Genomic DNA, 21,115 nt, shown 5'->3' with positions numbered 1-21,115 from the left:
GGTGGGCGGGGAACGCCTGGAGTACGCGGACGTGGACCTGGCGGAGGAGGCCCTGGGCTTGGGCGTCGAGCTGGAGAGCCAGCACTGGTCCGATATGCGCATCCACGGGCTGACCAAGCGCTACCGCTGCCTGGAGGCGGTGTGTGGTGTGCATATGCGGCTGGTGTGGCCGGGCGGGCAGTTGGAAGGGGAAGTGCGGGATGCTGGATGGGAGGAAGCGGAGGGCGTGTGGCATGCGGCGGTGATGCCTTATGGGCAGTTGCGGGAGGTGTTGGGATATATGAAGAAGGGGGCGGTGATGCGGCCGTTCGGGCTGATGCTGGAAATGGGAAGTGAGCGGCAGCCGGGTACATAAAATCAATCATATGCGGAAAGGGGCTTGTAATGTGGACGTATCGCTGGATACGTTCCGGGATTTCCTTTGCCTGAAGGGTTATCGTTTCCGGTTATTGCCGGGCGGGCATGAGCAATGGGAGGGTGCCCGGGGAGGCAGGCCGGTGGTGCTGGCGCGCCGCGTGGACCCTGTTCCGCCCTTTGCCATCCGGCATGCGCTGCGGGTGATGGGCGTAGCGCAGGAAGAACTGGAGGCTTACCTGGCGGGGGAAACGTAAGAAGAAGTCGATTGACGGTAGTGGTGGATGAACAAGCAATGATCATTTCCGGCCTGGCGCTTTTCGTTAAAGGAAACCATGCCTAAGGGTACGTTCACGCCAATGCCGGCTGCCCATAGTGGCCGGCGAACGTTCGTTGGAGCAGCTGCACGCGGGGCCGGATGCGCGCATTGCCTTTTTACATTGGTCGGGCAATGTTGCGTGATGCCTGGTGATGCGGCGGCCGATTGCAGCAATAAAAAAAGGACCGGCATTCCTGCCGGTCCTGATATAAAAATGTTGCGGTTCAAATTAACGGAGGCTTTTCAGCAGTTCCTGCACGGCACGCTCGAGCTGGGGGTCTTTATCTTCCAGCCGGTCGGTAAAGGTGGTCTTTACATAAATGTCCGGCGCTACGCCTTCTTTCTCAAGGTTCTTGCCGTCGAGGGTATAGCAGCCCCAGGAGGGGAGACGGTAGAAGGAGCCGTCCACCAGTCCCTTGCCGGAAGTGAAGATGATCCAGCGGTACGATTCGGTACCGATAATGGTGCCGAGCTTCAGCGCTTTGAAGCCTGCGGCGGTCATCTCGGCGTCGCTGAGCGATTGCTCGTTGATCAGCAGCACGATGGGTTTCCCGGCCGGCGCGAAGTTCGGCTGCGGCGAGGGTTTGCCTTCGCGGTACTGCCATTGCAGGTACGGGCGCTGCGACAGGAACTTCAGCACTTCGTCGTGCACATTGCCGCCCGTGTTGTAACGTAGGTCGAGGATGAGCGCGTCTTTGCCGCCGATTTTGGCGGTCATGTCGATGAGGAATTTATCCAGTTCTCCGGTTCCCATATTCTTCATGTACGTGTAGGCAACACGGTTGTTGCTGAGCTTGTCCACTTTCAGCTCGTTGCCGTAGATCCATTCGTCGTACAGCTGGTTGTTGAGCTCACCGGGGCTTTGCGGGTGCAGGCGTACGTCGAAAGTTTTGCCGGCTCGCTCGAAAGTGAGCAGCACTTCACGCTCCATGGTGGGGCGGGTAAAGTACTGGTCGCGGCATTGTTTCGGGTTCACTTTCTTGCCGTTCACCTGCGTCAGCACATCACCCGGACGAATATCGATACCAGCCCTGTCGGCGTTGCTGTTCTCCACGATCCTGCGAACGGTGTAAGGTTGCTGTTCGTCGTAGAGGATACCGGTTTCCATGGTCTGGTACGCGAGATTGATCCGCTCTTCGCTGCCGAAGCTGTTGAAGCCCAGGTGGGAGGAGTTCAGTTCGCCAAGCAGGTCGTTGATCAGGATGCGGAGATCGGAGCGGTTGTTCACATACGGCAGATAGCGGCTGTACTCATCGCGCAGGCGGCTCCAGTCGGTGCCGTGGAAGTCTGCGTTATAGAAGTTCTCTTCCACGTTGGCCCAGGTCTCGTAGTAGATCTGCTGGAACTCATCGCGGAGGTTGCGGTAGAAAGTCTGGCTGATGCTGATGGGATCTATCTTGTTGGCGTCGGCATTCAGTTTCACGATGTTGCCGCCGGCAAGGGCAAAGAGTTTGCCGTCCACTTCCACTACGTTGCCATCGAAGCGCTCGCTGCCGTTGATCTTCTCGGTTTTGGTTTCCTCGAAAGGCTCGGTCACCATTTTGTAGAGGGTACCCCTGCCTTCGTGGTTGGAGCCGAAGAATACGGTGGTTTTATCGCCTTTGCTGGTGATCCAGTAAGGTCCGTATTGCGAGCCGAAGTCGGGAGACACCTGCTGGATGCGCTGCATCAGGCGGTTGGTATTGAGCGCGAGGGTCTTCGGCACGTCTGCGCTGTCGGATTTTTTATCGGATTTGCCGGAAGCGGTTTTGTCGTCTTTTTTCTTATCCTCTTCCTTCTTCTTGAACAGCTCGTCGAACTTCTCGGAGCGGAAAGGCTCATCGAATTTGTCGAGCGGCAGGCGATAGATTTTCGGATTGATCATGCCGAAAGGATAGGAAGGCTTGGTGCGGGCAGAGGAAAAGTAAATGTACTTGCCGTCGGGCGACCAGAACGGGTCCACTTCGGAAACGCCGGTGTTGGTGAGATTGGTGGTGGTATTCTTTTTCAGGTTGTGCACCATGATGTCGTGCTCGAAATTGCGGCGCACGGTAAATACTACGTATTCGCCGTTGGGGGAGAACCTGGGTTGCACGCTCTGGAAGGCCCAGATTTCGTCTTTGGCGATGGTGCGCGATTGCAGGGATTTGCAGTCGATGATCTTCACCAGGTCGCGCCCGCTGAGGTATACGGCCTGTGTGCGGTCGTGGTTCATGGCGATGTCGCGGTTGTTGCTCTTGTCGCTGGTGTGCTGTTTGGCGCTGCCGCTGCCATCCGCAGCGATGGTGTAAAGGTTGAGATAGCCGTTCAGTGTCTGGTTGAAGAGGAGCGTTTTATTGTCGGAAAGCCAGAGCACTTCCAGGGCTCTTTCGCCGCTGAGTGGCAGCTGGCGGACAAACTTCCCTTCGATGTCGGACACGAAGATTTCGCCGCGGGAGATGAAAGCGAGCTTCTTGCCGTCGGGCGATACGTCGAAATTGGAGATCTTGTCGCGGACGTCGAACGCCTGTTCTTTGGCAAGCACCGGGTTGCGGAAGATCTGCAGCGCCACCTTTTCGGTTTTGCCGGAAGCTACGTCGTACGACCAGATCTGGTAATCTTTCTCGAACACGATCCTGTTCCCTGAAGCACTGACGGCCGGGCGTTTGATCGAGGTGTTGAATTTGGTCAGTCCTTTTTTCTGTCCGTTGGCGAAGGTGTAGAGGTTGTATTCCCCGTTGGCTTCGTCGGAAACAAAATAGATATTGCCTTTACGGTCGATGGTAGTCCAGAGGTCTTTGCCGCGGTAGTCGGTGTACTGTTTGTACTTTTTGGTAGCGGGGTTGTACGACTGGATATCGGGGTTGAAGTCGCCTTTATACCGTTTGCGGTTGGCGGCGAAGGAGCTTTCCCAGGTATCGTTGAAGAACAGTTCCCCGGTGGAGGGATGTTCGGAGAGGTTGTGGATCAGGTTGAAGTAGTGGGGGAAGACGCGGACGGGAGTACCGCCGTTGATGCCCACTTTATAGCTCGTGGCGTTGCCGGAGCGGTTGGAGGTGAAGTAGATGGATTTGGAATCCCAGCTCCAGGAATCCATCAGGTCATTGGCTTCGTGCATGGTGAGCTGGCGGATTTCGCCGCCGTTGATGGGCATGATGAAAACATCGGCCCGGCCGAACTGGGTGCCGGTAAAGGCGATCCATTTGCCGTCGGGGGATACGCTGGGAAGGGATTCGTTGCCTTGCATGGCGGTGAGGCGGGTGGCCTGCGGGTTTTGAATATCTGCTTTCCAGAGATCGCCCTCGAAACTGAAGATAACCGTTTGGCCGTCAGGGGTGAGCGTGGGGGAGGAAGTAAAATACGTGTCGGACTGTTGGGCAGCAGCAGGCAGGGATAAAGCCGCGGCCAGGACGCCCAGGTAAAGTGGTCTCATAATAGCGAGGTGATTTATGGCAGTAATATAGTGAGGAATCCCTGTAACCGGAAACCATTTATCACGCCGGTACGCCGTTTCGGAACATTTTTCCGGATTTGACGGCAGCTGACATCGTGATGATATATTCACACTCCTCTTTTTCGCAAAGCCTGCTATCTTTTCATCCCCGCTATACAGTATTTCAGCCTATCTATCAGACAGCGGCAACCTGTTTTACGGATTCTCATATTCACTTTGTTAAAATAATATCACACCGGCGCCTTCTTTCTTACAGGAATTCTCCTGTCTTTCGCAGGCTTTCAAAAAAAAGCCGGTCCCCAGACCGGCTTTTCCATATCGCTAAGTAATCTTTATATCACAATATTGATCATTTTACCTTTCACGAAAATGATCTTTTTAGGCTGTTTCCCTTCCAGCCATTTCTGCACTACTTCATTCGCCAGCGCGATCTGTTCCACTTCCGCGGCCTCCGCGTCCAGGGCGATATTGATCGTGGTACGGAGCTTGCCATTCACGGAAACAGGATATTCCTTCACGGATTCCACCACATATTTCTCTTCAAACACCGGGAACGCCGCATCCAGTATGGATCCGCTGTTGCCGATCGCCTGCCAGAGCTCTTCGCACATATGCGGAGCGTAAGGCGTAAGCAAAACAAGCAACTGTTCCAGCACGGCTTTCTTGCTGCATTTCTGATCCGTCAGTTCGTTGACGCATACCATGAAGGCGCTCACCGCAGTATTGAACGAAAGGCGCTCGGTATCGTCGTCGATCTTGCGGATGGTGCGGTGGAGCGTTTTCAGCTCTTCCGCCCCGGGAGCCTCGTTATTCACGATCAGGCCCTTGTTCTCGTCGAAGAACAAACGCCAGGTCTTCTTCAGGAACCGGTGAACCCCTTCGATCCCCTTCGTTTCCCAGGGCTTGCTCTGCTCCACCGGCCCCAGGAACATCTCATACATCCGGAACGTATCGGCGCCGAACTTATCGACCAGCATATCCGGGTTCACGGTGTTGAATTTGCTCTTGCTCATTTTCTCGGAAAGCGTGCCGCAGAAATATTTACCGTCTTCCAGGATGAATTGCGCATTGGCATAATCCGGGCGCCATTTTTTGAACGCTTCAGTATCCAGTTCCACCCCGTCAACAATATTCACGTCCACATGCAGTTCGTCGGTTTCATACTTGTCTTTCAATCCCGCGGAAACAAACTGGTTCGTTCCCCGAACGCGATAAACGAGCCGGGAACTGCCTGTGATCATCCCCTGGTTCACCAGTTTCCGGTAAGGCTCCTCGAACCCGATGAGCCCCAGGTCAAACAATACCTTCGTCCACAAACGGCTATACAGCAAATGGCCCACGGCATGTTCCGTACCGCCGATGTACAGATCCACCTGTCCCCAGTAATCCGACACCTTCCTGTCGCAGAACGTTTCCGCATTCCGCGGGTCCATATACCGGAGGAAATACCAGCTGGATCCGGCGTAACCGGGCATGGTGTTGGTCTCCCGGCGCAGCGACGTACCCGCTTCCGAAGGCAGGTTCACCCACTCGGTCACATTGGCCAGCGGGCCCTCGCCTTCTTCACCCGGACGGTAATTCTCCACATGCGGCAATTCCAGCGGCAAATCGGCAACATCCATCGCCTCCGGAACGCCGTTGCGGAACACGATCGGGAAAGGCTCGCCCCAATAACGCTGCCGGCTGAAGCCCGCGTCGCGCATCTTGAAGTTGACCTGCCTGCGGCCGAGGCCCAGCTGCTCGATCTTTTCCGCCACGATACCCATCGCTTCGCGCATGGGCTTGCCATTGAGGAAGTCGCTGTTTTGGAGGACGGCGTCCTTCGTGGCATTGGCTTCTTCGCCGTTAAACGCGTCGCCGATGATATTGGTGATGGGAATGTTGAAATGTTTCGCAAACCCAAAGTCCCGCGCGTCGCCGCAGGGCACCGCCATGATGGCGCCGGTGCCGTAGCCGGCCAGTACGTACTCGGAAATCCAGATGGGGATCTTGCGGCCGTCGAACGGGTTCACGGCATAAGCGCCGGTAAAGCAGCCCGTGATCTGTTTCACTTCGGCCATCCGCTCACGCTCGGAGCGGCTTTGCACGTATTCGCGGTAATCGCTCACGGCCTGGCTTTGTTCATCGGTGGTGATGCTTTCCACGAGCTCATGCTCGGGCGCCAGCACCATGAAGTCCACCCCGAAAATGGTATCCGGACGGGTAGTGTACACCACGATATTCTCCAGGCTCCCGGCTACGTTGAATTTGATCTCCGCACCCTGGCTCTTGCCGATCCAGTTGCGCTGCATGTCTTTCATGGCTTCGCTGAACTGGACGGTTTCCAGTCCTTCGAGGAGGCGGTCCGCATATTCGGTGATGCGCAGGAACCATTGGCGCATTTTCTTTTTGATGACGGGGTGGCCGCCGCGTTCGCTCACGCCGTTGATCACCTCGTCGTTGGCGAGCACGGTCCCCAGGGCGGGGCACCAGTTCACCTCGGCGTATGCGAGGTAGGCGAGGCGGTATTCCATGAGGGTTTGCTGTTGTTCCTCATAGGTCCAGCCGTTCCAGGTGTCGGCGCTGAAGCGCAGCCCGCGGTCGCCCGGGCATTCCTGGTGGAGGTTGCCTTCCGATTCGAAAATGCGCACGAGCGTTTCGATGCTTTCGGCTTTTGCGGCATGGCGATTGTACCAGCTGCCGAAAAGTTGCAGGAAGATATGTTGCGTCCACTTGTAATAAGCGGGTTCGCTGGTATTGATCTCGCGGGACCAGTCGTAGCTGAACCCGATATTGTCGAGCTGCTTGCGGAAGGTCCGGATATTGGCTTCGGTGGTCACGGCGGGATGCTGCCCGGTTTCGATGGCGTATTGTTCCGCCGGGAGGCCGAATGCGTCGTACCCCATGGGGTGCAATACGTTATAACCTTTCAGCCGTTTGTAACGGGAATAGATATCCGATGCGATGAACCCGAGGGGGTGCCCCACGTGCAGCCCCGCCCCGGAAGGGTAGGGGAACATGTCCAGCACGTAGCATTTGGGCTTGCTGCTGTCGTTGCTGACCTTATAAGCGCCGGATTTTACCCAGTGGTCCTGCCATTTCCGCTCGAGTTGCCTGAAATTGTACTCCATAATCATCAAAAGCCCGGGATGGCCGGGCGGTTTATTGTAAATTACTTATTCACAAAAGATTTTCCAACCGGCACTTATGCATATAATAAAAAATGTTAAAATGCCGTTTGGGATGGCAAAAGTAAACATAACTCCCAATTTTTATTATTTTCGCTCCTAAACTATAGACGAATGGCTCAACCAGGGAAACTGTCAGCAAAGAAATCGAAGCCTTCTTATATATATTCGATCATCGGGGTGACCCTCGTGCTCATCCTGCTGGGTGTGCTGGGTCTTTTCATGATCAATGCCAAGAATCTCAGTGAATATTACAAGGAAAATATTGAACTGCAGGTGATCCTGCGCGATAATGTGAAGGAAGACCAGGCGCTTTCCCTGCGCGATTCCCTGGCCGTGATGCCTTATGTAAAGAAAATTCAGTATGTGTCGAAGGAAATGGCGGCGGAGAAGTTCAAGCGGGAAAACCCCGAGGAGAATTTCGCCGTGCTGGGCTTTAACCCATTGTACGCCAGTATCGACATCAGCCTGTACGCCCGGTACGTGCAGCCCGACAGCCTGAAGGCGATCGAGCAGCAGATACAGGCGCGTTCCACGGTGCGGGAGCTGTATTACCAGAAATCGCTCGTGTCCGAAGTACTCGAAATCGCCAAGAAAATCGGGATCGTATTGCTGGTGATCAGCGCGCTGATGGCCATCGTGGTGCTGTTCCTGATCGACAATACCATCCGCCTGGCCATGTACAGTAACCGCTTCCTCATCAAAACGATGCAGATGGTGGGCGCTACGCGATGGTTCATTGCCAAGCCGTTCGACAGGCGCAGCATCATCAACGGCGGCATCAGCGCCATTTTGGCCATCGCCTGCCTGATCGCCCTGATTTATTTTGCGGAATCCGCGCTGCCGGGCCTCCGCGGGATGCGCGATTATTGGCTGACAGGGCTCCTGTTCATAGGGCTCATCGTGCTCGGCATCGGTATTTCCCTCCTGAGCACCCACCGCTCCGTGATGAAATACCTCAAACTGAAACTCGACGATTTATATTGATTCAAACTTAATCTACCGATATGTCTAAAGAAGTCAGCAAACCGACTACCTCCAAATCCCTGTTCGGGAAAGGCAATTACCAGCTTATGCTGGCAGGTGTAGTCCTGATCGTGCTGGGGTTCCTCCTGATGATGGGCGGCAGCTCCGACGATCCCGCACGCTTTTCTCCCGAAGAAGTATACAGCTTCCGCCGTATCACCCTGGCGCCCATCGTGATCCTCCTCGGCCTCGCCGTGGAAGCATGGGCTATCATGAGAAAGCCGAAAGCCTGATTATCAACACCGTAACCCGAATTTTTAATCATAGCGATGAAACCCTCATCGCTTTCTTTATTTGAATATGAGCACCTTAGAAGCCGTTATAATAGCCATTATCGAAGGATTGACCGAATTCATCCCCATTTCCTCCACCGGCCACATGGTCATCGCCAGCAGCATCATGGGCATCAACGAAGACGAGTTTACCAAGCTCTTCGAAGTAGCCATCCAGCTGGGAGCGATCCTGGCCGTGGTCGTGCTGTACTGGAAGAAGTTTTTCGATTTCGGCAAATGGCAGTTCTACCTCAAGCTTCTTTTCGGTGTGATGCCGGCGCTCATTATGGGCTACCTTTTCTCCGACCAGATCGATCTCTGGCTCGAAAGCCCCCTCATCGTAGGCATCTCCCTGCTGCTGGGCGGCTTCGTGCTGCTGTTCGTGGATAAATGGTTCCGCAACCCCACGATCACGTCCGACGAGCAAATGGACTATTTCCGCGCCATCCGCATCGGCCTCTTCCAGTGCATCGCCCTCATCCCCGGCGTCAGCCGCAGCGCCGCCACCATCATCGGGGGCATGCAGCAAAAACTGACCCGCCACGCCGCCGCCGAGTTCTCCTTCTTCCTCGCCGTGCCCACCATGGCCGCCGCAACAGGGTATAAACTCCTCAAACACCACGAAATCCTCACCAGCTCGCCCGACAATATCCGGCTGCTGCTCATCGGTAATGTAGTTGCTTTCATCGTGGCCATGCTCGCCATCAAATTCTTTATCGGCACATTGCAGAAGTTCGGTTTTAAAATGTGGGGCTACTATCGCATCATTGTGGGCATCATCATTATTGCGACCATTTACTTGCATCGATAATTCACGTCAACAACAAAACCCCTGTCATGAAATCATCCCTTTACCTGCTCATGGCACTGCTGCTGCTTATCAACCCCGTGTTCGCCCAACAGCAATACGTGCCCGCAACCATTATTTTCCCTTCGGGCGACAGCCTCGCGGGCGAGATCGACTACCGCAAATGGGACATCGAGCCCCAGTCCGTCAACTTCCGCCACAACGGTACGGTTACCGGTTATCCGGCGGGAAAACTGTCCGGTTTCCGCATCCACGGGAATAACGACACTTATACCGCCCTCTACACGAAGCTCGACATCACCCACGAAACCATTGAAAACATGACGTCAGATAAACCCCGGGTCGTGGTCGAGGGTCACTTCTTCTACCGCATCATGCTGCATGGCCCCATCCAATTGCTGCTGCACACCGATAAACATATGCGCCAGCATTTCGCGATCCGCGACCAGGATACCGTGATGCACCTCATCCGCGAATCGCGGTATATCGATAACCCGGAATCTCCGATTTACGGGAAGCTCCAGGTTCTCAACCACTTCCGCCATCAACTGACCCTCTACATGGGCGATTGCAAAGCCAAAACGAATTACGACGCGTTGGATTACCGCACGGAACAACTCTCCAAAGCCATTGTGCGTTACACGGCCTGCAAACATCCCGGAACGGCCATAGCAGCACCCAAAAAAGACAAGCACCTGCGTACGATGCTGGGCATCATGGCCGGCGGATCGTTCAATAGTTTTAAGCTGACAGGCGAACATATGGTGGCGAGGAACAGTATTAAAGCCAGCGTTTCCCCGACATTCGGCCTGTTCATGGACCTGCCGCTTTCGCGCCGGCGCCAGCAATTCGCCCTCCTTACGGAGCTGGTGTACGACAACATTAAATTCCAGAGCGACGGCAAGCTGGATAAAGTGGACGTGAACTTCAATTACATGAGCCTGCAGCTGCTGCTCCGCTATACCTACCCGCTCGGCCAGGTGCGCCCTTATATCAACGGCGGTATGGGACTGTTGCTGAAAGTGGGGAAAGGAACGGATGTCTATGAACGCCAGGGCAATTACGCCCAAATGGATGCGCTGGGCGGCGGCAGGCAGCTCACGATGCCGATCGTAGCCGGTGTGGGCGTACGGTATCAGCGATGGAATGCGGAATTGCGGGTGAAACCATCTTACGCGATAGAAGATTTCATTTTATTGAACGCCAGGACCAACACCATGCAGGTGCTCGTCCGGTATATACTCCGGCAGTAATAACCTGATCATATTGAAAAAGGCTGACCGCAATGGTCAGCCTTTTTTTTATCCTTTCACGGCGAGGAGCAGTTCCAGGTCTGTGTATTTGAGTTTGAATTTTTCGCTGAGGTGGTAATTGGTGAGGGCACCCTTGTACAGATAAATCCCGTTCCTGACGCCGCGCTTGATCCAGACGAGGTTTTCGAACCCGCCGTCGTCCGCCGCTTCGATGAGCAGGGGCATGAGCACGTTGCTGATCGCCTGCGACGCCGTGCCGGCAAACCCTGAGGGGATGTTGGGCACGCAGTAATGGATCACGTCGTATTTTTTGAAGACGGGGTTTTCGTGCGTGGTAACATCCGAAGTCTCGAAGCAACCGCCGCGGTCGATGCTCACATCCACGATCACGGCGCCGGTTTTCATATTGCTGACCATCGATTCGGTCACCACGATGGGCGTTCTGCCGCTTTGGGACGAAAGGGCGCCCACGGCCACGTCGGCCGTCCGCAGTTGTTCGGCGAGTACCCGCGGCTGGATCACGGAAGTGAACAGGCGGACGCCGATGTTATTCTGGAGCCTTTTCAGCTTGTAGATGTTATTATCGAATACTTTCACGGAGGAACCGAGCGCCAGCGCCGTTCTCGCGGCAAATTCGCCCACGATCCCCGCGCCGATGATCACCACCTTCGTTGGCGGGATCCCGGTGATGCCGCCTAAGAGAATTCCTTTGCCGCGGCTGCTCGTACTCAGGTATTGCCCGGCGATCAGCATTACGGCAGACCCCGCGATCTCGCTCATGGCGCGCACGATGGGATAAGTGCCGGAATCGTCTTTCAGGTTTTCGAAAGAAAGCAAGGTGATGCGCTTGTCCATCATTTTCTGCAACTGCTCCGCCCGCAGCATGGACAAATGTATCGGTGAAATAACGATCTGGTGCGGGTGCAGCAGCTCGATCTCTTCGTCGTTCAGCGGGGCGGATTTCACGATGATGTCAGCCTTGAACACTTCCTTCTTGTCATACACGATTTCCGCGCCGGCTTCCGAATAGTCGGTGTCGTAAAAATGCGAACCGTCGCCCGCTTTGTGTTCCACAACGATGTGGTGCCCATTGTTGGACAGGATGCTTACCGCGTCGGGCGTGAGCGCGATACGGTTTTCCTGGAAAGACGTCTCTTTCGGTATCCCGATGAAAAGTCGGGAATTCTTCTGCGGGATGTCCAGCGTTTCTTCGAGCGGTGAATACGTAAAACCGGCACTCACAACAGGTTTTGGCCTATGCTCCATAATTGATGACAGTTGTATGTTAGGGTCGCTTTCAAAGTTACGTTTATTATTGCAGGGACGGACGGAATTCCCCCGGATGGGCAGAACCTGCCACCAGTTTGCGTTGCTGGCCCGGCGTAACGGAAAGGTAAATATGTACGGTGTCTGCGGGGAGGATGTCGGTCACCACGTCGGGCCATTCCACGAAGGAGACGGCGGAGGGGTGGTACAGGCAGTCTTCCACGCCGGCTTCCACGGCTTCTTCGAGATTTTTGAGGCGGTAGAGGTCCAGGTGGTAGATGATCCGGTCCTGATCGTGGCCATCTTTGAATCTGTATTCGTTGATGATGGAAAAAGTGGGGCTGGCGGTGGCGCCGTTGACGCCTTTGGCGGCGCACAGGGCTTTGATGAAGGTAGTTTTACCTGCCCCCATATCGCCATTTAGCGCGAAAACGCGCGCTTTGGGGAAGTTGGCCCAGAACTGGCGGGCCGCTTCCGGCAAATCTTCCAGAGAAAATGTCAAATTCATACGTGTCTTCCCTTATCGGAGCATAAATTTAGCAATTCCCGGCCACTTAAGGCTGTTTTATGGTGTTTTTCAAGGGTTTTGACGGTAGGCACCGCGCCGGAAAAGCAAGGATGTTGCAATAATTTGCGCCGTCCGGCGAAATGCAGCGCAGAAGCCCGGAAGCGCCCGGCCAGCGCGGGAAATAGCACCGCTGTTGCATTAAATGCCGATGGGTTTGCGGCGTTTCGGCGGTAATTTTACGGTATGGAAACGATCAGTTGCAAAGTTAAAGGCATGAATTGCTCCAGCTGCGCGCTTACCATCTCCAAATACCTCGAGCACAAAGGCATGGAAGATGTCGCGATCAGCGTGGCCACGGAAGAATTGCGCTTCAACCTCCCGCAGGGGGCTGATGCGGGGGAAGTGATCAACGGCATCAATAACCTGGGTTATGAGGTGGTGCTCCCTGGCGAAGAGGCCCGCCGGCAGCCCTTCTACGCCACCCTTACCTTCCAATTCATTTTCTGCGCCATCTTCACGGCCCCGCTGCTGCTGCACATGGTGGTGAACTGGCACTGGCTCCATAACCCCTGGGTGCAATTTTCCCTCACCCTCCCGGTGTACCTCGTGGGCATGGCCCATTTCGGGCAGAGCGCCTTCCGCTCCCTGCGCAACGGCGTCGCCAATATGGACGTGCTCGTGACCCTCGGCGCCACCGCCGCCTTCGCCTACAGCCTCATCGGTGCCATCCAGGGCCTCGGCGAAGATTACCTCTTTTTCGAAACCACCGCCGCCATCCTGACGCTCGTATTCCTGGGGAACCTCCTGGAAGAACGTTCCGTCAAATCCACCACCACCGCCATCGCCGAGCTGGCGCGCCTGCAACATACCACCGCCCGCCGCCTGCATGTGCACGAAAACGGCGAGGAACATATCGACGAAGTCGACAACAGCGCCCTCCGGCCCGGCGACCGCGTGCTCGTTAACACAGGCGATAAAATCCCCATGGACGGCACCATTTATTGGGGCTCCGGCCATGTCAACGAATCCATGATCACCGGCGAAAGCGCGCCGGTAGGCAAGCAGGAAAAAGATAAAGTCATCGGCGGCACCATCCTGGAAGACGGTTCCGTTAAAGTATATATCACCGCCACCGGGAAAGACACGGTGCTTTCCTACATCATCGACCTCGTGAAGCAGGCACAGGGCAACAAGCCGCCCATGCAAAAGCTGGCGGACCGCATCAGCGCCATCTTCGTACCCCTGGTGCTGGGCATCGCGGCGCTCACGTTCCTGGGATGGTATTTCATCGGCGGCACCGAACTGCAGGTAGCCATGATGCGGGCCATTGCCGTGCTGGTAATTGCATGCCCCTGCGCCATGGGGCTCGCCACGCCCGCCGCGGTGATGGTGGGCCTGGGAAGGGCCGCCCGCAACGGTATCCTCATCAAAGGCGCCAACACGCTCGAACAGTTCCGCAACATCCGCCAGATCGTGTTCGACAAAACCGGCACCCTCACCACCGGCAAGCTCAGCATCGGCCAGTGGAAAGCCATCGGTATCGATGACGATACTTTCCGGTCCCTCGTTGTCAGCCTCGAAAAATATTCCTCGCACCCCATCGCCCGTTCTATCACCGCCGCATGGAAAGGCACCCCGGAAACTACGATCCGCCAGGTCCGCGAGGTGAAAGGCCTCGGCATGCAGGCCAGCGATAAGGAAGGCAACGAATGGAAGCTGGGGTCTTACATCATGGCCAAAGACCTCACCACCGACGATTCCCATAACATTTACCTGCTCAAAAACGGCGCCCTGGCCGGATGGCTCGATTTCACCGACGAGTTGCGGCCGGAAGCGAAATCTGTTATCGAAAGCCTCCGGTCGGCCGGTATCCGCACCATCCTCCTCAGCGGCGACACCACGCGCAAATGCCGTGAAATGGCGGCTGAACTGGGGATCGACGCATGGTTCGCCGAGCAGTCGCCCAAACAGAAGCTCGAGAAAATCGATGCGCTCATGCTCGAAGCGCCCACCGCGATGGTGGGTGACGGCATCAACGATGCGCCGGCGCTGGCGAAGGCGACCATCGGGATATCGCTCTCCGATTCCACGCAGGTGGCCATGCAAAGTGCGAATGTGATCCTGCTCAACAACCACCTCGGCGCGCTCCCGCTCGCCATGGGGCTTGGCAAACATACCTATCTCACCATCAAACAGAACCTTTTCTGGGCCTTCATTTACAACGTGGTGGCCATTCCCGTGGCCGCGCTCGGATTCCTGAACCCGATCGTGGGCGCGCTGGTCATGGGCCTCTCGGATGTGGTGCTGGCGATCAATTCCGTCCGCCTCCGTTTCAAGCGTGTAAGCCATTAAAAATTGTCGTTAATTCGTATATCGAAATCCGTTCGTGAATGATATACTGGTTAGACCTCATCGGCACTTTTGTGTTCGCCATTTCCGGTGCGCTGGCGGCCTGGGACAAGAAGATGTACCACGATATATTCGGGGTCAGCTTCACCGCCTTCGTGACTTCCATCGGCGGCGGCACCATGCGCGACCTCATCCTGGGAACGCGGCCGGTTTGGGTGAACGATTCGTGGTACGTGATCGCCATCGTGCTCGGCGTGGGCGTCACGATCCTTTTCCGCGCGCGGTTCCTGCGGTTCCGTCGTTCGATTTTCCTGTTCGACACGCTGGGCATCGGTTTCTACACCGTGATCGGCTTGCAGAAAGCGCTGGCTTTCGGGGTGCATCCCTGGGCGGCGGTGATTCTCGGGATGATCTCCGCTATTTTCGGCGGGGTAATACGGGATATGATGGTGAACGAAATCCCGCTCATCTTCAGCCGCCAGATCTATGCCACGGCCTGCCTGGCCGGCGCGGCGCTGTACATCGGGCTGCGCCACCTGGGCGTTGACCAGGACTGGAACATGGTGGCCAGTATCATTCTTGTGATCACAATCAGGCTCACGGCTTTGCGGAAAGGCTGGTCGTTGCCATACCTGGAGAAGAAATAATACATGTCTACGGCACAATCGATATTACATAAATACTGGGGCTATCACACTTTCCGGCCTATGCAGCAGGAAATCGTGGAGTCGGTGGCATCGGGGAACGACACATTGGCGCTGCTGCCCACCGGCGGCGGGAAGTCCATCTGCTTCCAGGTGCCCGCCATGATGAAAGAAGGCCTCTGCCTGGTGGTGACGCCGCTCATCGCTTTGATGAAAGACCAGGTCGAAAACCTGAACCGCCGCGGCATCCCGGCCTTCGCGATTTATGCGGGGATGATGGCGAAAGATGTGGAGAAAGTGCTGGCGCTGGCGCGGGAAGGAGAAATCAAATTCCTGTACGTCTCGCCGGAACGATTGCAGAGCCGGCGGTTCCTCTGGTATTGTGAAGTGCTGCCCGTGACGCTGATCGCCGTGGACGAAGCGCATTGCATCTCGCAATGGGGTTACGATTTCAGGCCCGCCTATCTGCAAATCGCCAATATCCGCGACCAGTTCCCCAACGCGCCCATCCTCGCGCTCACCGCTTCGGCAACGCCCGCCGTGCAAAAGGATATCTGCATCCAGCTGCAACTCCGCGCACCGCATATCTACATCAAAAGCTTCGCCCGCGCGAATCTGTCGTATAGCGTACTGGAAGAAGAAAGCAAACCCCTGCGCATCAAAAACATCCTCGACAGGGTGCCCGGCACGGCCGTGGTGTATTGCCGAAACCGCCGGCAGACGCAGGAACTGGCAGGGCTGCTCGCGGCACAGGGGATTTCCGCGAGTTATTATCACGCCGGCCTTTCCAACGAAGAACGCAACAACCGCCAGGCCGCCTGGATCAGCAACGAAACCCGCGTCATGGTATGTACCAACGCCTTCGGCATGGGGATCGACAAGCCCGATGTGCGCCTCGTTATCCATGCCGACGTGCCCGACAGCATCGAAGCCTATTACCAGGAAGCCGGCCGCGCGGGCCGAGACGAACAGAAAGCATTCGCCGTATTGCTGTATACAGCCAACGACCTCGAACAGATGAAAGTGCGGCTGGAACAACAATTCCCCGATCTCGACACCATCCGCGAAATATTCCAGTGCGTGGTGAATTACCTCCAGGCGCCCGCCGGAGGCGTGGAAGGCGTGTACTTCGATTTCGATTTCAATGAATTCGTGCAGCGCTTCAAACTCAATGTGACCGTGGCGCACAGCGCCATCCGCATCATCGAGCACGAGGGCGTTTGGCAGCTCAGCGAAAGTGTGTACATGCCTTCCAAAGTCGAATTCATCACCAACCGCGAAACGCTTTTCGAATACGAAACCATCAATCCCCGCCTCGACCAGCTCATCAAATCCATGCTGCGCACCTACCAGGGTATCCTGGATTCGGCGGTACCCGTTTTTGAAAAGCAAATGGCCCGCATCCTGCGCTGCACCGAAGACGAGATCATAGACAATCTCCAGCAACTCCACCGGCAGGCCGTTATCCGGTATTACCCGCGGAAAGACAGTCCGCAGTTATCTTTCCTCCAGGAACGCCCCCGCGCGCAACAGCTCCGTATCGACATGGAGCGCCTCGCACAGCGGAAGAAAGTAATGGAAGCGAAGATCAACGCCATCACGCGGTACACGCAAAACGCCGACGACTGCCGCACGCGCCAGCTGGTGAGTTATTTCGGGGAGAAAGACGCCGAAAAATGCGGCGTTTGCGATGTGTGCGTGAAAGAAAGCAAAGGGAAACTGAAGCCCGGGGAGTTCGGCGAAGTGGCCAAAGCGATACTCGCGGCGCTGGGAGAGAAAACAAGCGTGCCTTCCCTCATGCAAAAACTCGACGCGGAGGAAAGCAGGATCCTGGAGACCCTGCAGTTCCTCATCGCCGAAGGGCTTGTGCTGCGCGACGGAGACGGGCTCCTCATCGCGGCAAAGCCCTGATAAAATTATAGCGTCACCACGCGGCGTTCCTTACTGCTGAGGGCGCCCGCTTCGATTATCTTCACAACATTCAGACCCTCTTCCGGCGTAACCGGGTTGGCCTTTCCTTCGCGGATGGCCGCGTACACGCCTTTGTAGAAATCAAGATAATTGCCGTTGCCGCCGGGCAGGAATTCCTTAACGGTCTTACCGCCGGCTTCTGTGTGCAGCAATCCCCATTCTGCCGGAGCTTCCTCGCCCCAGTCCGGTGTGTCGGGCAGTACGCCTTTCATGAGCAGGGCTTCCTGGATGTCGGATTTGCTTTTGATGAATGATCCCTTGCGCCCGTGCAGGACGTAGGCCGGGAGCGCTTCCTTCACGAGGTAGCTGGATTTGAGGCGCACCCGGAGGCTGGGATAATACAGCAGCAGTTCGAAGTAATCGTCCACCACGGAGTCTTTCCGGATGATGCGCACATCGCCGAACACGGATTCGGGCATGCCGAAGATGGTCAGCGCCTGGTCGATGAGATGGGAGCCGAGGTCGTAGAGCACGCCGGTGCCGGGAGCGGCTAATTCCTTGTGTTTTTTGTAGCTCAGTTCTTCCTTGAAGCGGTCGTAATGGAATTCCACTTCGAGGACATCGCCGATGAGCCCTTCTTCCACCACTTTGCGTACGATCTTGTAATCGCTGTCGTAGCGGCGGTTTTGGTATACGATGATGAGTTTGTTCTGTTTTTTGGCCAGTTCGATCAGTTCTTCGCCTTCGGCGGAATTCACAGTGAACGGCTTCTCGACCACTACGTGCTTGCCCGCGAGGAGCGCGGCTTTGGTGTATTCGTAGTGGGAGTAATTGGGGGTGTTGACGATGATCAGTTCGAGCGCGGGGTCGTTGATCATGGACATCACATCCGGGTAGATCTTCACGTAAGGGTAGCGCTGCTGCGCGAGGTGCTTGCTGCGTTCTGTAACGGCCGTCAGTTCGAAGCCGGGGTGCACATGCAGGAAGGGCGCGTGGAAAGCGTATCCGCTGTGTCCGTAGGAGCAAAGTCCGGTCTTGATGGGTGTTGACATATCTTCAGTTGTTGTTTTTCGAATCGTCGAATCGCTTTTTAAGGAAGTTCTCCGTATTGACGATGATGACCGCTGCCGGGATGATGCTGAACAGCAACGGCAGTACGATCACCCATACTTCGGGCACATAGGTCAGTTCCACGTCGCTGGTGAGCCAGACGGGGATACTCAAAGCCAGCACCACCATTCCCGCGTTGCGCATCTGCCGCGAGGAGAAGATCTGCGCAGCATCCCAGGCCGCCTGCGTCCGCATGGAACGCCGGCTGCGGTAACCGTAGATGGGATTGATCTTTTTCGGCGGGAACTTCCCGAAGATGTATCCCATGATCGTAAAAATCGTCCCAATCAATAGAATGATCAGCACCATATATTTTGTTTTTGAATGGATGCTTTACAACCGTCAGTACTCCCTAAAACCAGCTTGTTCCTTTCTTCTTACTGCTTCTTCCTCCCAAACCCAGCGCCCCCAGCAGGCTGCGCGTAATGATGTTGGCGGCGGTACGGCCGGCCTGTTTGGCGGCCGAGCTGGTCAGCACGGATTCCAGCAGGCCTTTTTCCTCTTTCTGGCGGCCTCTTGCCGGTTTGGCTTCTTCTTCCTCTTTCGCTTTTTCCGCGGCTTTTTCAGCTGCTTCTTCCAGTTTGGCCGTCAGGATCTCGTAAGCGCTTTCGCTGTCGATCTCCTGGTTGTATTTGCGGACCAGCTTGGATTTGCCCACCAGCGCATCCAGTTCCGTATCGCTCAGGATATCCATCCGGGAGCGGGGAGAAGTGAGCATGGTGGCGGCGAGGGGAGTGGGGGTGCCTTTTTCGTTGAGGCAGGTCACCAGCGCTTCCCCGATACCGATCTGCGTAAGCAGTTCGTCGGTTTTATAAAAATCGGACAACGGATAGTTCTCCGCCGTCTGCTTGATCGTTTTACGGTCGTTGGCGGTGAATGCACGGAGGGCGTGTTGCACCTTAAGGCCGAGCTGTCCGAGCACGGAAGGCGGCACGTCCATAGGGTTTTGGGTGCAGAAGAAAATGCCCACGCCCTTGGAACGGATGAGCTTCACGATGGTTTCGATCTGCTGCAGCAAAGCGTCGCTGGCTTCCTGGAAGATGAGGTGCGCCTCGTCGATGAACATCACCAGCTTCGGTTTGTCCATATCGCCTTCTTCGGGAAGCGTGGCATAAAGCTCGGCGAGCAGGCTGAGCATGAAGGTGGAGAAGAGTTTCGGGCGGTCCTGGATGTCGGCCACGCGAACGATGGAGATCACGCCGCGGCCGTCGTCGCCGATGTGCATGAGGTCGTCGACTTCAAAAGAACGTTCGCCGAAGAAGAGCGCGGCGCCCTGTTGCTCCAGCTCTATCACTTTCCGCAGGATGGTGCCGGTGGAAGTGGTGGAGATCTTGCCGTAATCTTTTTCCAGTTCTTTCTTGCCTTCGTCGCTCACGTATTGCAAAACTTTCTTGAAGTCTTTCAGGTCGAGCAGCGGCAGTTTATTGTCGTCGCAATATTTGAAGATCATAGCCACGAGCCCCGCTTGCGTATCGTTGAGCTCCAGTATTTTCGACAGTAATACCGGCCCGAATTCACTAACTGTGGCCCGCAGGCGCGCGCCTTTCTCGTGGCTCAGCGTGAGCAGTTCCACGGGATACCCGGCGGGCGTCCACGAGCCGCCGATTTTGGCATACCGCTCTTCTATCTTCGCGTTGGAAACCCCTGCCGCCGCGATGCCGCTGAGGTCGCCCTTGATGTCCATCATCAGCACGGGTACGCTGGCGTCGCTGAGGCCTTCGGCGATCACCTGGAGGGTTTTTGTTTTACCGGTGCCCGTCGCCCCGGCGATGAGGCCGTGGCGGTTGAGGGTTTTCAGCGGCAGGAACACATCGGCCCCGGTCACCACTTCGCCGTTTAACATGGCGCATCCCAGTTTGAAATGTTCGCCTTTGAACGTGTATCCGTTGTTGATGTATTGTTTGAAAGTTTCCTGTTGAGACATGCGATCGGTTTTCGTGAAGATAGATATAGCGGTTTGCGGATTTAATTATTGTTCTTTCAGCAGGATCTTAGCCTCGTCGATGCTTTTGAGCATGAGGTCTTTCACGGTGCTGATCTTTTGTTTCTCGGATTCGAGATAGGCTTTTTTCTGCGTATTGTCTTTACCGGTCATTTCCATGTCGTACCCGTGCATCCAGGCGTTCATGGCGTTGTTGGCGCTGTCGAGCAGGGAGCCGGCGGTATGATAGGCAGTGGTGTCGGCCTTTTTCTTACCGAGGGAATCGGTGATTTCCGCTACGCGGGTGCGGAGGCGGCGGATGACCATCATCTTGGCCATGCCTTCGTCGTGAATAGCCATCACTTCGGTGCTGAGGGAATCGATGGCCAGGGAATCCTGTACGGCGGCGGCGTCTTGCGTGGCGCCGGTTCCGCCGCTGTTGCAGGCGGCGATAAAGAGCGCTGCGGCAACGGGTAATGTGCGTAAGATGTTTTTATGCATATGTTTCGGTTTATACGGTTATAAATTGGACAGCGGAAAGGTTTCATGCACGCGGATGCCCTTCTCGGTACTTTGCAGCGTACAGCATTCCACGACCGGATCGTGCTCGAAATAAAGCACGTAATTGCGTTCGTTGGCTTCCATGAGGAAGCGTTTCTTCTCCTCCAGCGTCGTCAGCGGGAACATGTCATACGCCATCACATACGGCAGCGGAATGTGCCCGGTGGAAGGCAGCAGGTCGGCCATGTACACGATCGTATGGCCGTTGTACCGGATCTCGGGCAGCATCATGGC

17 protein-coding genes and 1 pseudogene are annotated in these 21,115 nt (G+C 55.9%); 9 read left to right on the top strand and 9 right to left on the bottom strand.

Annotated features, from left to right (window positions below):
• The first annotated feature begins 154 nt into the window (after window positions 1-154).
• Window positions 155-355, top strand: a complete 201-nt coding sequence (locus Q0510_RS00340) for a hypothetical protein (RefSeq protein ID WP_298707197.1) — start codon at window positions 155-157, stop codon at window positions 353-355.
• A 10-nt stretch (window positions 356-365) separates the two neighbouring features.
• Window positions 366-611, top strand: coding sequence for a hypothetical protein (locus Q0510_RS00335; protein WP_298707195.1), 246 nt, complete (start codon window positions 366-368; stop codon window positions 609-611).
• 291 nt (window positions 612-902) lie between these two features.
• Here the strand turns inward: Q0510_RS00335 and Q0510_RS00330 are convergent, their stop codons facing one another.
• Together Q0510_RS00330 and leuS are read right to left on the bottom strand one after the other, a co-directional pair.
• Window positions 903-4,064: a S41 family peptidase gene (locus tag Q0510_RS00330; RefSeq protein ID WP_298707194.1), complete on the bottom strand. Its 3,162-nt coding sequence runs from the start codon at window positions 4,062-4,064 to the stop codon at window positions 903-905.
• Between the two features lie 353 nt (window positions 4,065-4,417).
• Window positions 4,418-7,195 (bottom strand): leucine--tRNA ligase, encoded by a 2,778-nt coding sequence (gene leuS / locus Q0510_RS00325; protein WP_298707192.1) that lies wholly within the window; start codon window positions 7,193-7,195, stop codon window positions 4,418-4,420.
• 171 nt (window positions 7,196-7,366) lie between these two features.
• Here leuS and Q0510_RS00320 point away from each other — a divergent pair, with 171 nt between their 5' ends.
• The 4 genes from Q0510_RS00320 (at window position 7,367) to Q0510_RS00305 (ending at window position 10,611) form a co-directional block, all read left to right on the top strand.
• A complete protein-coding gene (locus Q0510_RS00320) occupies window positions 7,367-8,239 on the top strand; it encodes a permease-like cell division protein FtsX (RefSeq protein WP_298707190.1) in 873 nt (290 codons plus the stop codon).
• A 20-nt stretch (window positions 8,240-8,259) separates the two neighbouring features.
• Complete coding sequence (locus Q0510_RS00315) at window positions 8,260-8,511, top strand: DUF3098 domain-containing protein (protein WP_298707188.1); 252 nt, start codon at window positions 8,260-8,262, stop codon at window positions 8,509-8,511.
• Between the two features lie 67 nt (window positions 8,512-8,578).
• Window positions 8,579-9,361: an undecaprenyl-diphosphate phosphatase gene (locus tag Q0510_RS00310; RefSeq protein ID WP_298707186.1), complete on the top strand. Its 783-nt coding sequence runs from the start codon at window positions 8,579-8,581 to the stop codon at window positions 9,359-9,361.
• Between the two features lie 26 nt (window positions 9,362-9,387).
• A complete protein-coding gene (locus Q0510_RS00305) occupies window positions 9,388-10,611 on the top strand; it encodes a hypothetical protein (protein ID WP_298707184.1) in 1,224 nt (407 codons plus the stop codon).
• Between the two features lie 48 nt (window positions 10,612-10,659).
• Here Q0510_RS00305 and Q0510_RS00300 read toward each other — a convergent pair whose 3' ends face one another.
• Both Q0510_RS00300 and tsaE read right to left on the bottom strand, forming a co-directional pair.
• Complete coding sequence (locus Q0510_RS00300) at window positions 10,660-11,877, bottom strand: alanine dehydrogenase (RefSeq protein ID WP_298707182.1); 1,218 nt, start codon at window positions 11,875-11,877, stop codon at window positions 10,660-10,662.
• A 46-nt stretch (window positions 11,878-11,923) separates the two neighbouring features.
• On the bottom strand, window positions 11,924-12,385 hold the full coding sequence (gene tsaE / locus Q0510_RS00295; protein WP_298707180.1) for a tRNA (adenosine(37)-N6)-threonylcarbamoyltransferase complex ATPase subunit type 1 TsaE: 462 nt from the start codon (window positions 12,383-12,385) through the stop codon (window positions 11,924-11,926).
• A gap of 243 nt (window positions 12,386-12,628) precedes the next feature.
• On the opposite strand from tsaE, the gene Q0510_RS00290 reads away from it, so the two are divergent.
• Genes Q0510_RS00290 through Q0510_RS00280 form a run of 3 tightly spaced genes read left to right on the top strand, consistent with a single transcriptional unit; the run spans window position 12,629 to window position 17,289 of the window.
• Complete coding sequence (locus Q0510_RS00290; RefSeq protein WP_298707178.1) at window positions 12,629-14,737, top strand: cation-translocating P-type ATPase; 2,109 nt, start codon at window positions 12,629-12,631, stop codon at window positions 14,735-14,737.
• A gap of 38 nt (window positions 14,738-14,775) precedes the next feature.
• Window positions 14,776-15,381: a trimeric intracellular cation channel family protein gene (locus tag Q0510_RS00285; protein WP_298707177.1), complete on the top strand. Its 606-nt coding sequence runs from the start codon at window positions 14,776-14,778 to the stop codon at window positions 15,379-15,381.
• 3 nt (window positions 15,382-15,384) lie between these two features.
• The gene (locus Q0510_RS00280) at window positions 15,385-17,289 is read left to right on the top strand and encodes an ATP-dependent DNA helicase RecQ (RefSeq protein ID WP_298707175.1); all 1,905 of its coding nucleotides are present in this window, start codon (window positions 15,385-15,387) and stop codon (window positions 17,287-17,289) included.
• 5 nt (window positions 17,290-17,294) lie between these two features.
• Here Q0510_RS00280 and Q0510_RS00275 read toward each other — a convergent pair whose 3' ends face one another.
• From Q0510_RS00275 to Q0510_RS00255, 5 genes and pseudogenes are all read right to left on the bottom strand, one after another.
• Window positions 17,295-18,341, bottom strand: coding sequence for a Gfo/Idh/MocA family oxidoreductase (locus Q0510_RS00275; RefSeq protein WP_298707173.1), 1,047 nt, complete (start codon window positions 18,339-18,341; stop codon window positions 17,295-17,297).
• A gap of 4 nt (window positions 18,342-18,345) precedes the next feature.
• Window positions 18,346-18,708, bottom strand: a complete 363-nt coding sequence (locus Q0510_RS00270; protein ID WP_298707171.1) for an SdpI family protein — start codon at window positions 18,706-18,708, stop codon at window positions 18,346-18,348.
• Between the two features lie 43 nt (window positions 18,709-18,751).
• Window positions 18,752-20,323 carry a helicase HerA-like domain-containing protein gene (locus Q0510_RS00265; RefSeq protein WP_298707170.1) on the bottom strand — a complete coding sequence of 524 codons (1,572 nt, stop codon included), beginning with the start codon at window positions 20,321-20,323 and terminating at the stop codon, window positions 18,752-18,754.
• Window positions 20,324-20,368: 45 nt separating this feature from the next.
• Window positions 20,369-20,821 (bottom strand): hypothetical protein, encoded by a 453-nt coding sequence (locus Q0510_RS00260; RefSeq protein WP_298707168.1) that lies wholly within the window; start codon window positions 20,819-20,821, stop codon window positions 20,369-20,371.
• 18 nt (window positions 20,822-20,839) lie between these two features.
• A pseudogene (locus Q0510_RS00255) lies at window positions 20,840-21,115 on the bottom strand (MBL fold metallo-hydrolase); the annotation flags it as partial.

The organism is uncultured Chitinophaga sp. (assembly GCF_937874145.1).
Lineage (GTDB): Bacteria > Bacteroidota > Bacteroidia > Chitinophagales > Chitinophagaceae > Chitinophaga.
Note: the sequence above shows the minus strand (reverse complement) of the source record. Positions and strands in the feature narration are given on the sequence as shown.

Excerpts from the sequence above, each read along its gene's own strand:
- Q0510_RS00315 (WP_298707188.1), top strand. The coding sequence starts at position 8,260 with ATGTCTAAAGAAGTCAGCAAACCGACTACCTCCAAATCCCTGTTCGGG.
- Q0510_RS00275 (WP_298707173.1), bottom strand. The coding sequence starts at position 18,341 with ATGTCAACACCCATCAAGACCGGACTTTGCTCCTACGGACACAGCGGA.
- Q0510_RS00290 (WP_298707178.1), top strand. The coding sequence starts at position 12,629 with ATGGAAACGATCAGTTGCAAAGTTAAAGGCATGAATTGCTCCAGCTGC.
- leuS (WP_298707192.1), bottom strand. The coding sequence starts at position 7,195 with ATGGAGTACAATTTCAGGCAACTCGAGCGGAAATGGCAGGACCACTGG.
- Q0510_RS00285 (WP_298707177.1), top strand. The coding sequence starts at position 14,776 with ATGATATACTGGTTAGACCTCATCGGCACTTTTGTGTTCGCCATTTCC.
- Q0510_RS00305 (WP_298707184.1), top strand. The coding sequence starts at position 9,388 with ATGAAATCATCCCTTTACCTGCTCATGGCACTGCTGCTGCTTATCAAC.
- tsaE (WP_298707180.1), bottom strand. The coding sequence starts at position 12,385 with ATGAATTTGACATTTTCTCTGGAAGATTTGCCGGAAGCGGCCCGCCAG.
- Q0510_RS00265 (WP_298707170.1), bottom strand. The coding sequence starts at position 20,323 with ATGTCTCAACAGGAAACTTTCAAACAATACATCAACAACGGATACACG.
- Q0510_RS00270 (WP_298707171.1), bottom strand. The coding sequence starts at position 18,708 with ATGGTGCTGATCATTCTATTGATTGGGACGATTTTTACGATCATGGGA.
- Q0510_RS00335 (WP_298707195.1), top strand. The coding sequence starts at position 366 with ATGCGGAAAGGGGCTTGTAATGTGGACGTATCGCTGGATACGTTCCGG.
- Q0510_RS00310 (WP_298707186.1), top strand. The coding sequence starts at position 8,579 with ATGAGCACCTTAGAAGCCGTTATAATAGCCATTATCGAAGGATTGACC.
- Q0510_RS00340 (WP_298707197.1), top strand. The coding sequence starts at position 155 with ATGCGGCTGGTGTGGCCGGGCGGGCAGTTGGAAGGGGAAGTGCGGGAT.
- Q0510_RS00260 (WP_298707168.1), bottom strand. The coding sequence starts at position 20,821 with ATGCATAAAAACATCTTACGCACATTACCCGTTGCCGCAGCGCTCTTT.
- Q0510_RS00330 (WP_298707194.1), bottom strand. The coding sequence starts at position 4,064 with ATGAGACCACTTTACCTGGGCGTCCTGGCCGCGGCTTTATCCCTGCCT.
- Q0510_RS00320 (WP_298707190.1), top strand. The coding sequence starts at position 7,367 with ATGGCTCAACCAGGGAAACTGTCAGCAAAGAAATCGAAGCCTTCTTAT.
- Q0510_RS00300 (WP_298707182.1), bottom strand. The coding sequence starts at position 11,877 with ATGGAGCATAGGCCAAAACCTGTTGTGAGTGCCGGTTTTACGTATTCA.
- Q0510_RS00280 (WP_298707175.1), top strand. The coding sequence starts at position 15,385 with ATGTCTACGGCACAATCGATATTACATAAATACTGGGGCTATCACACT.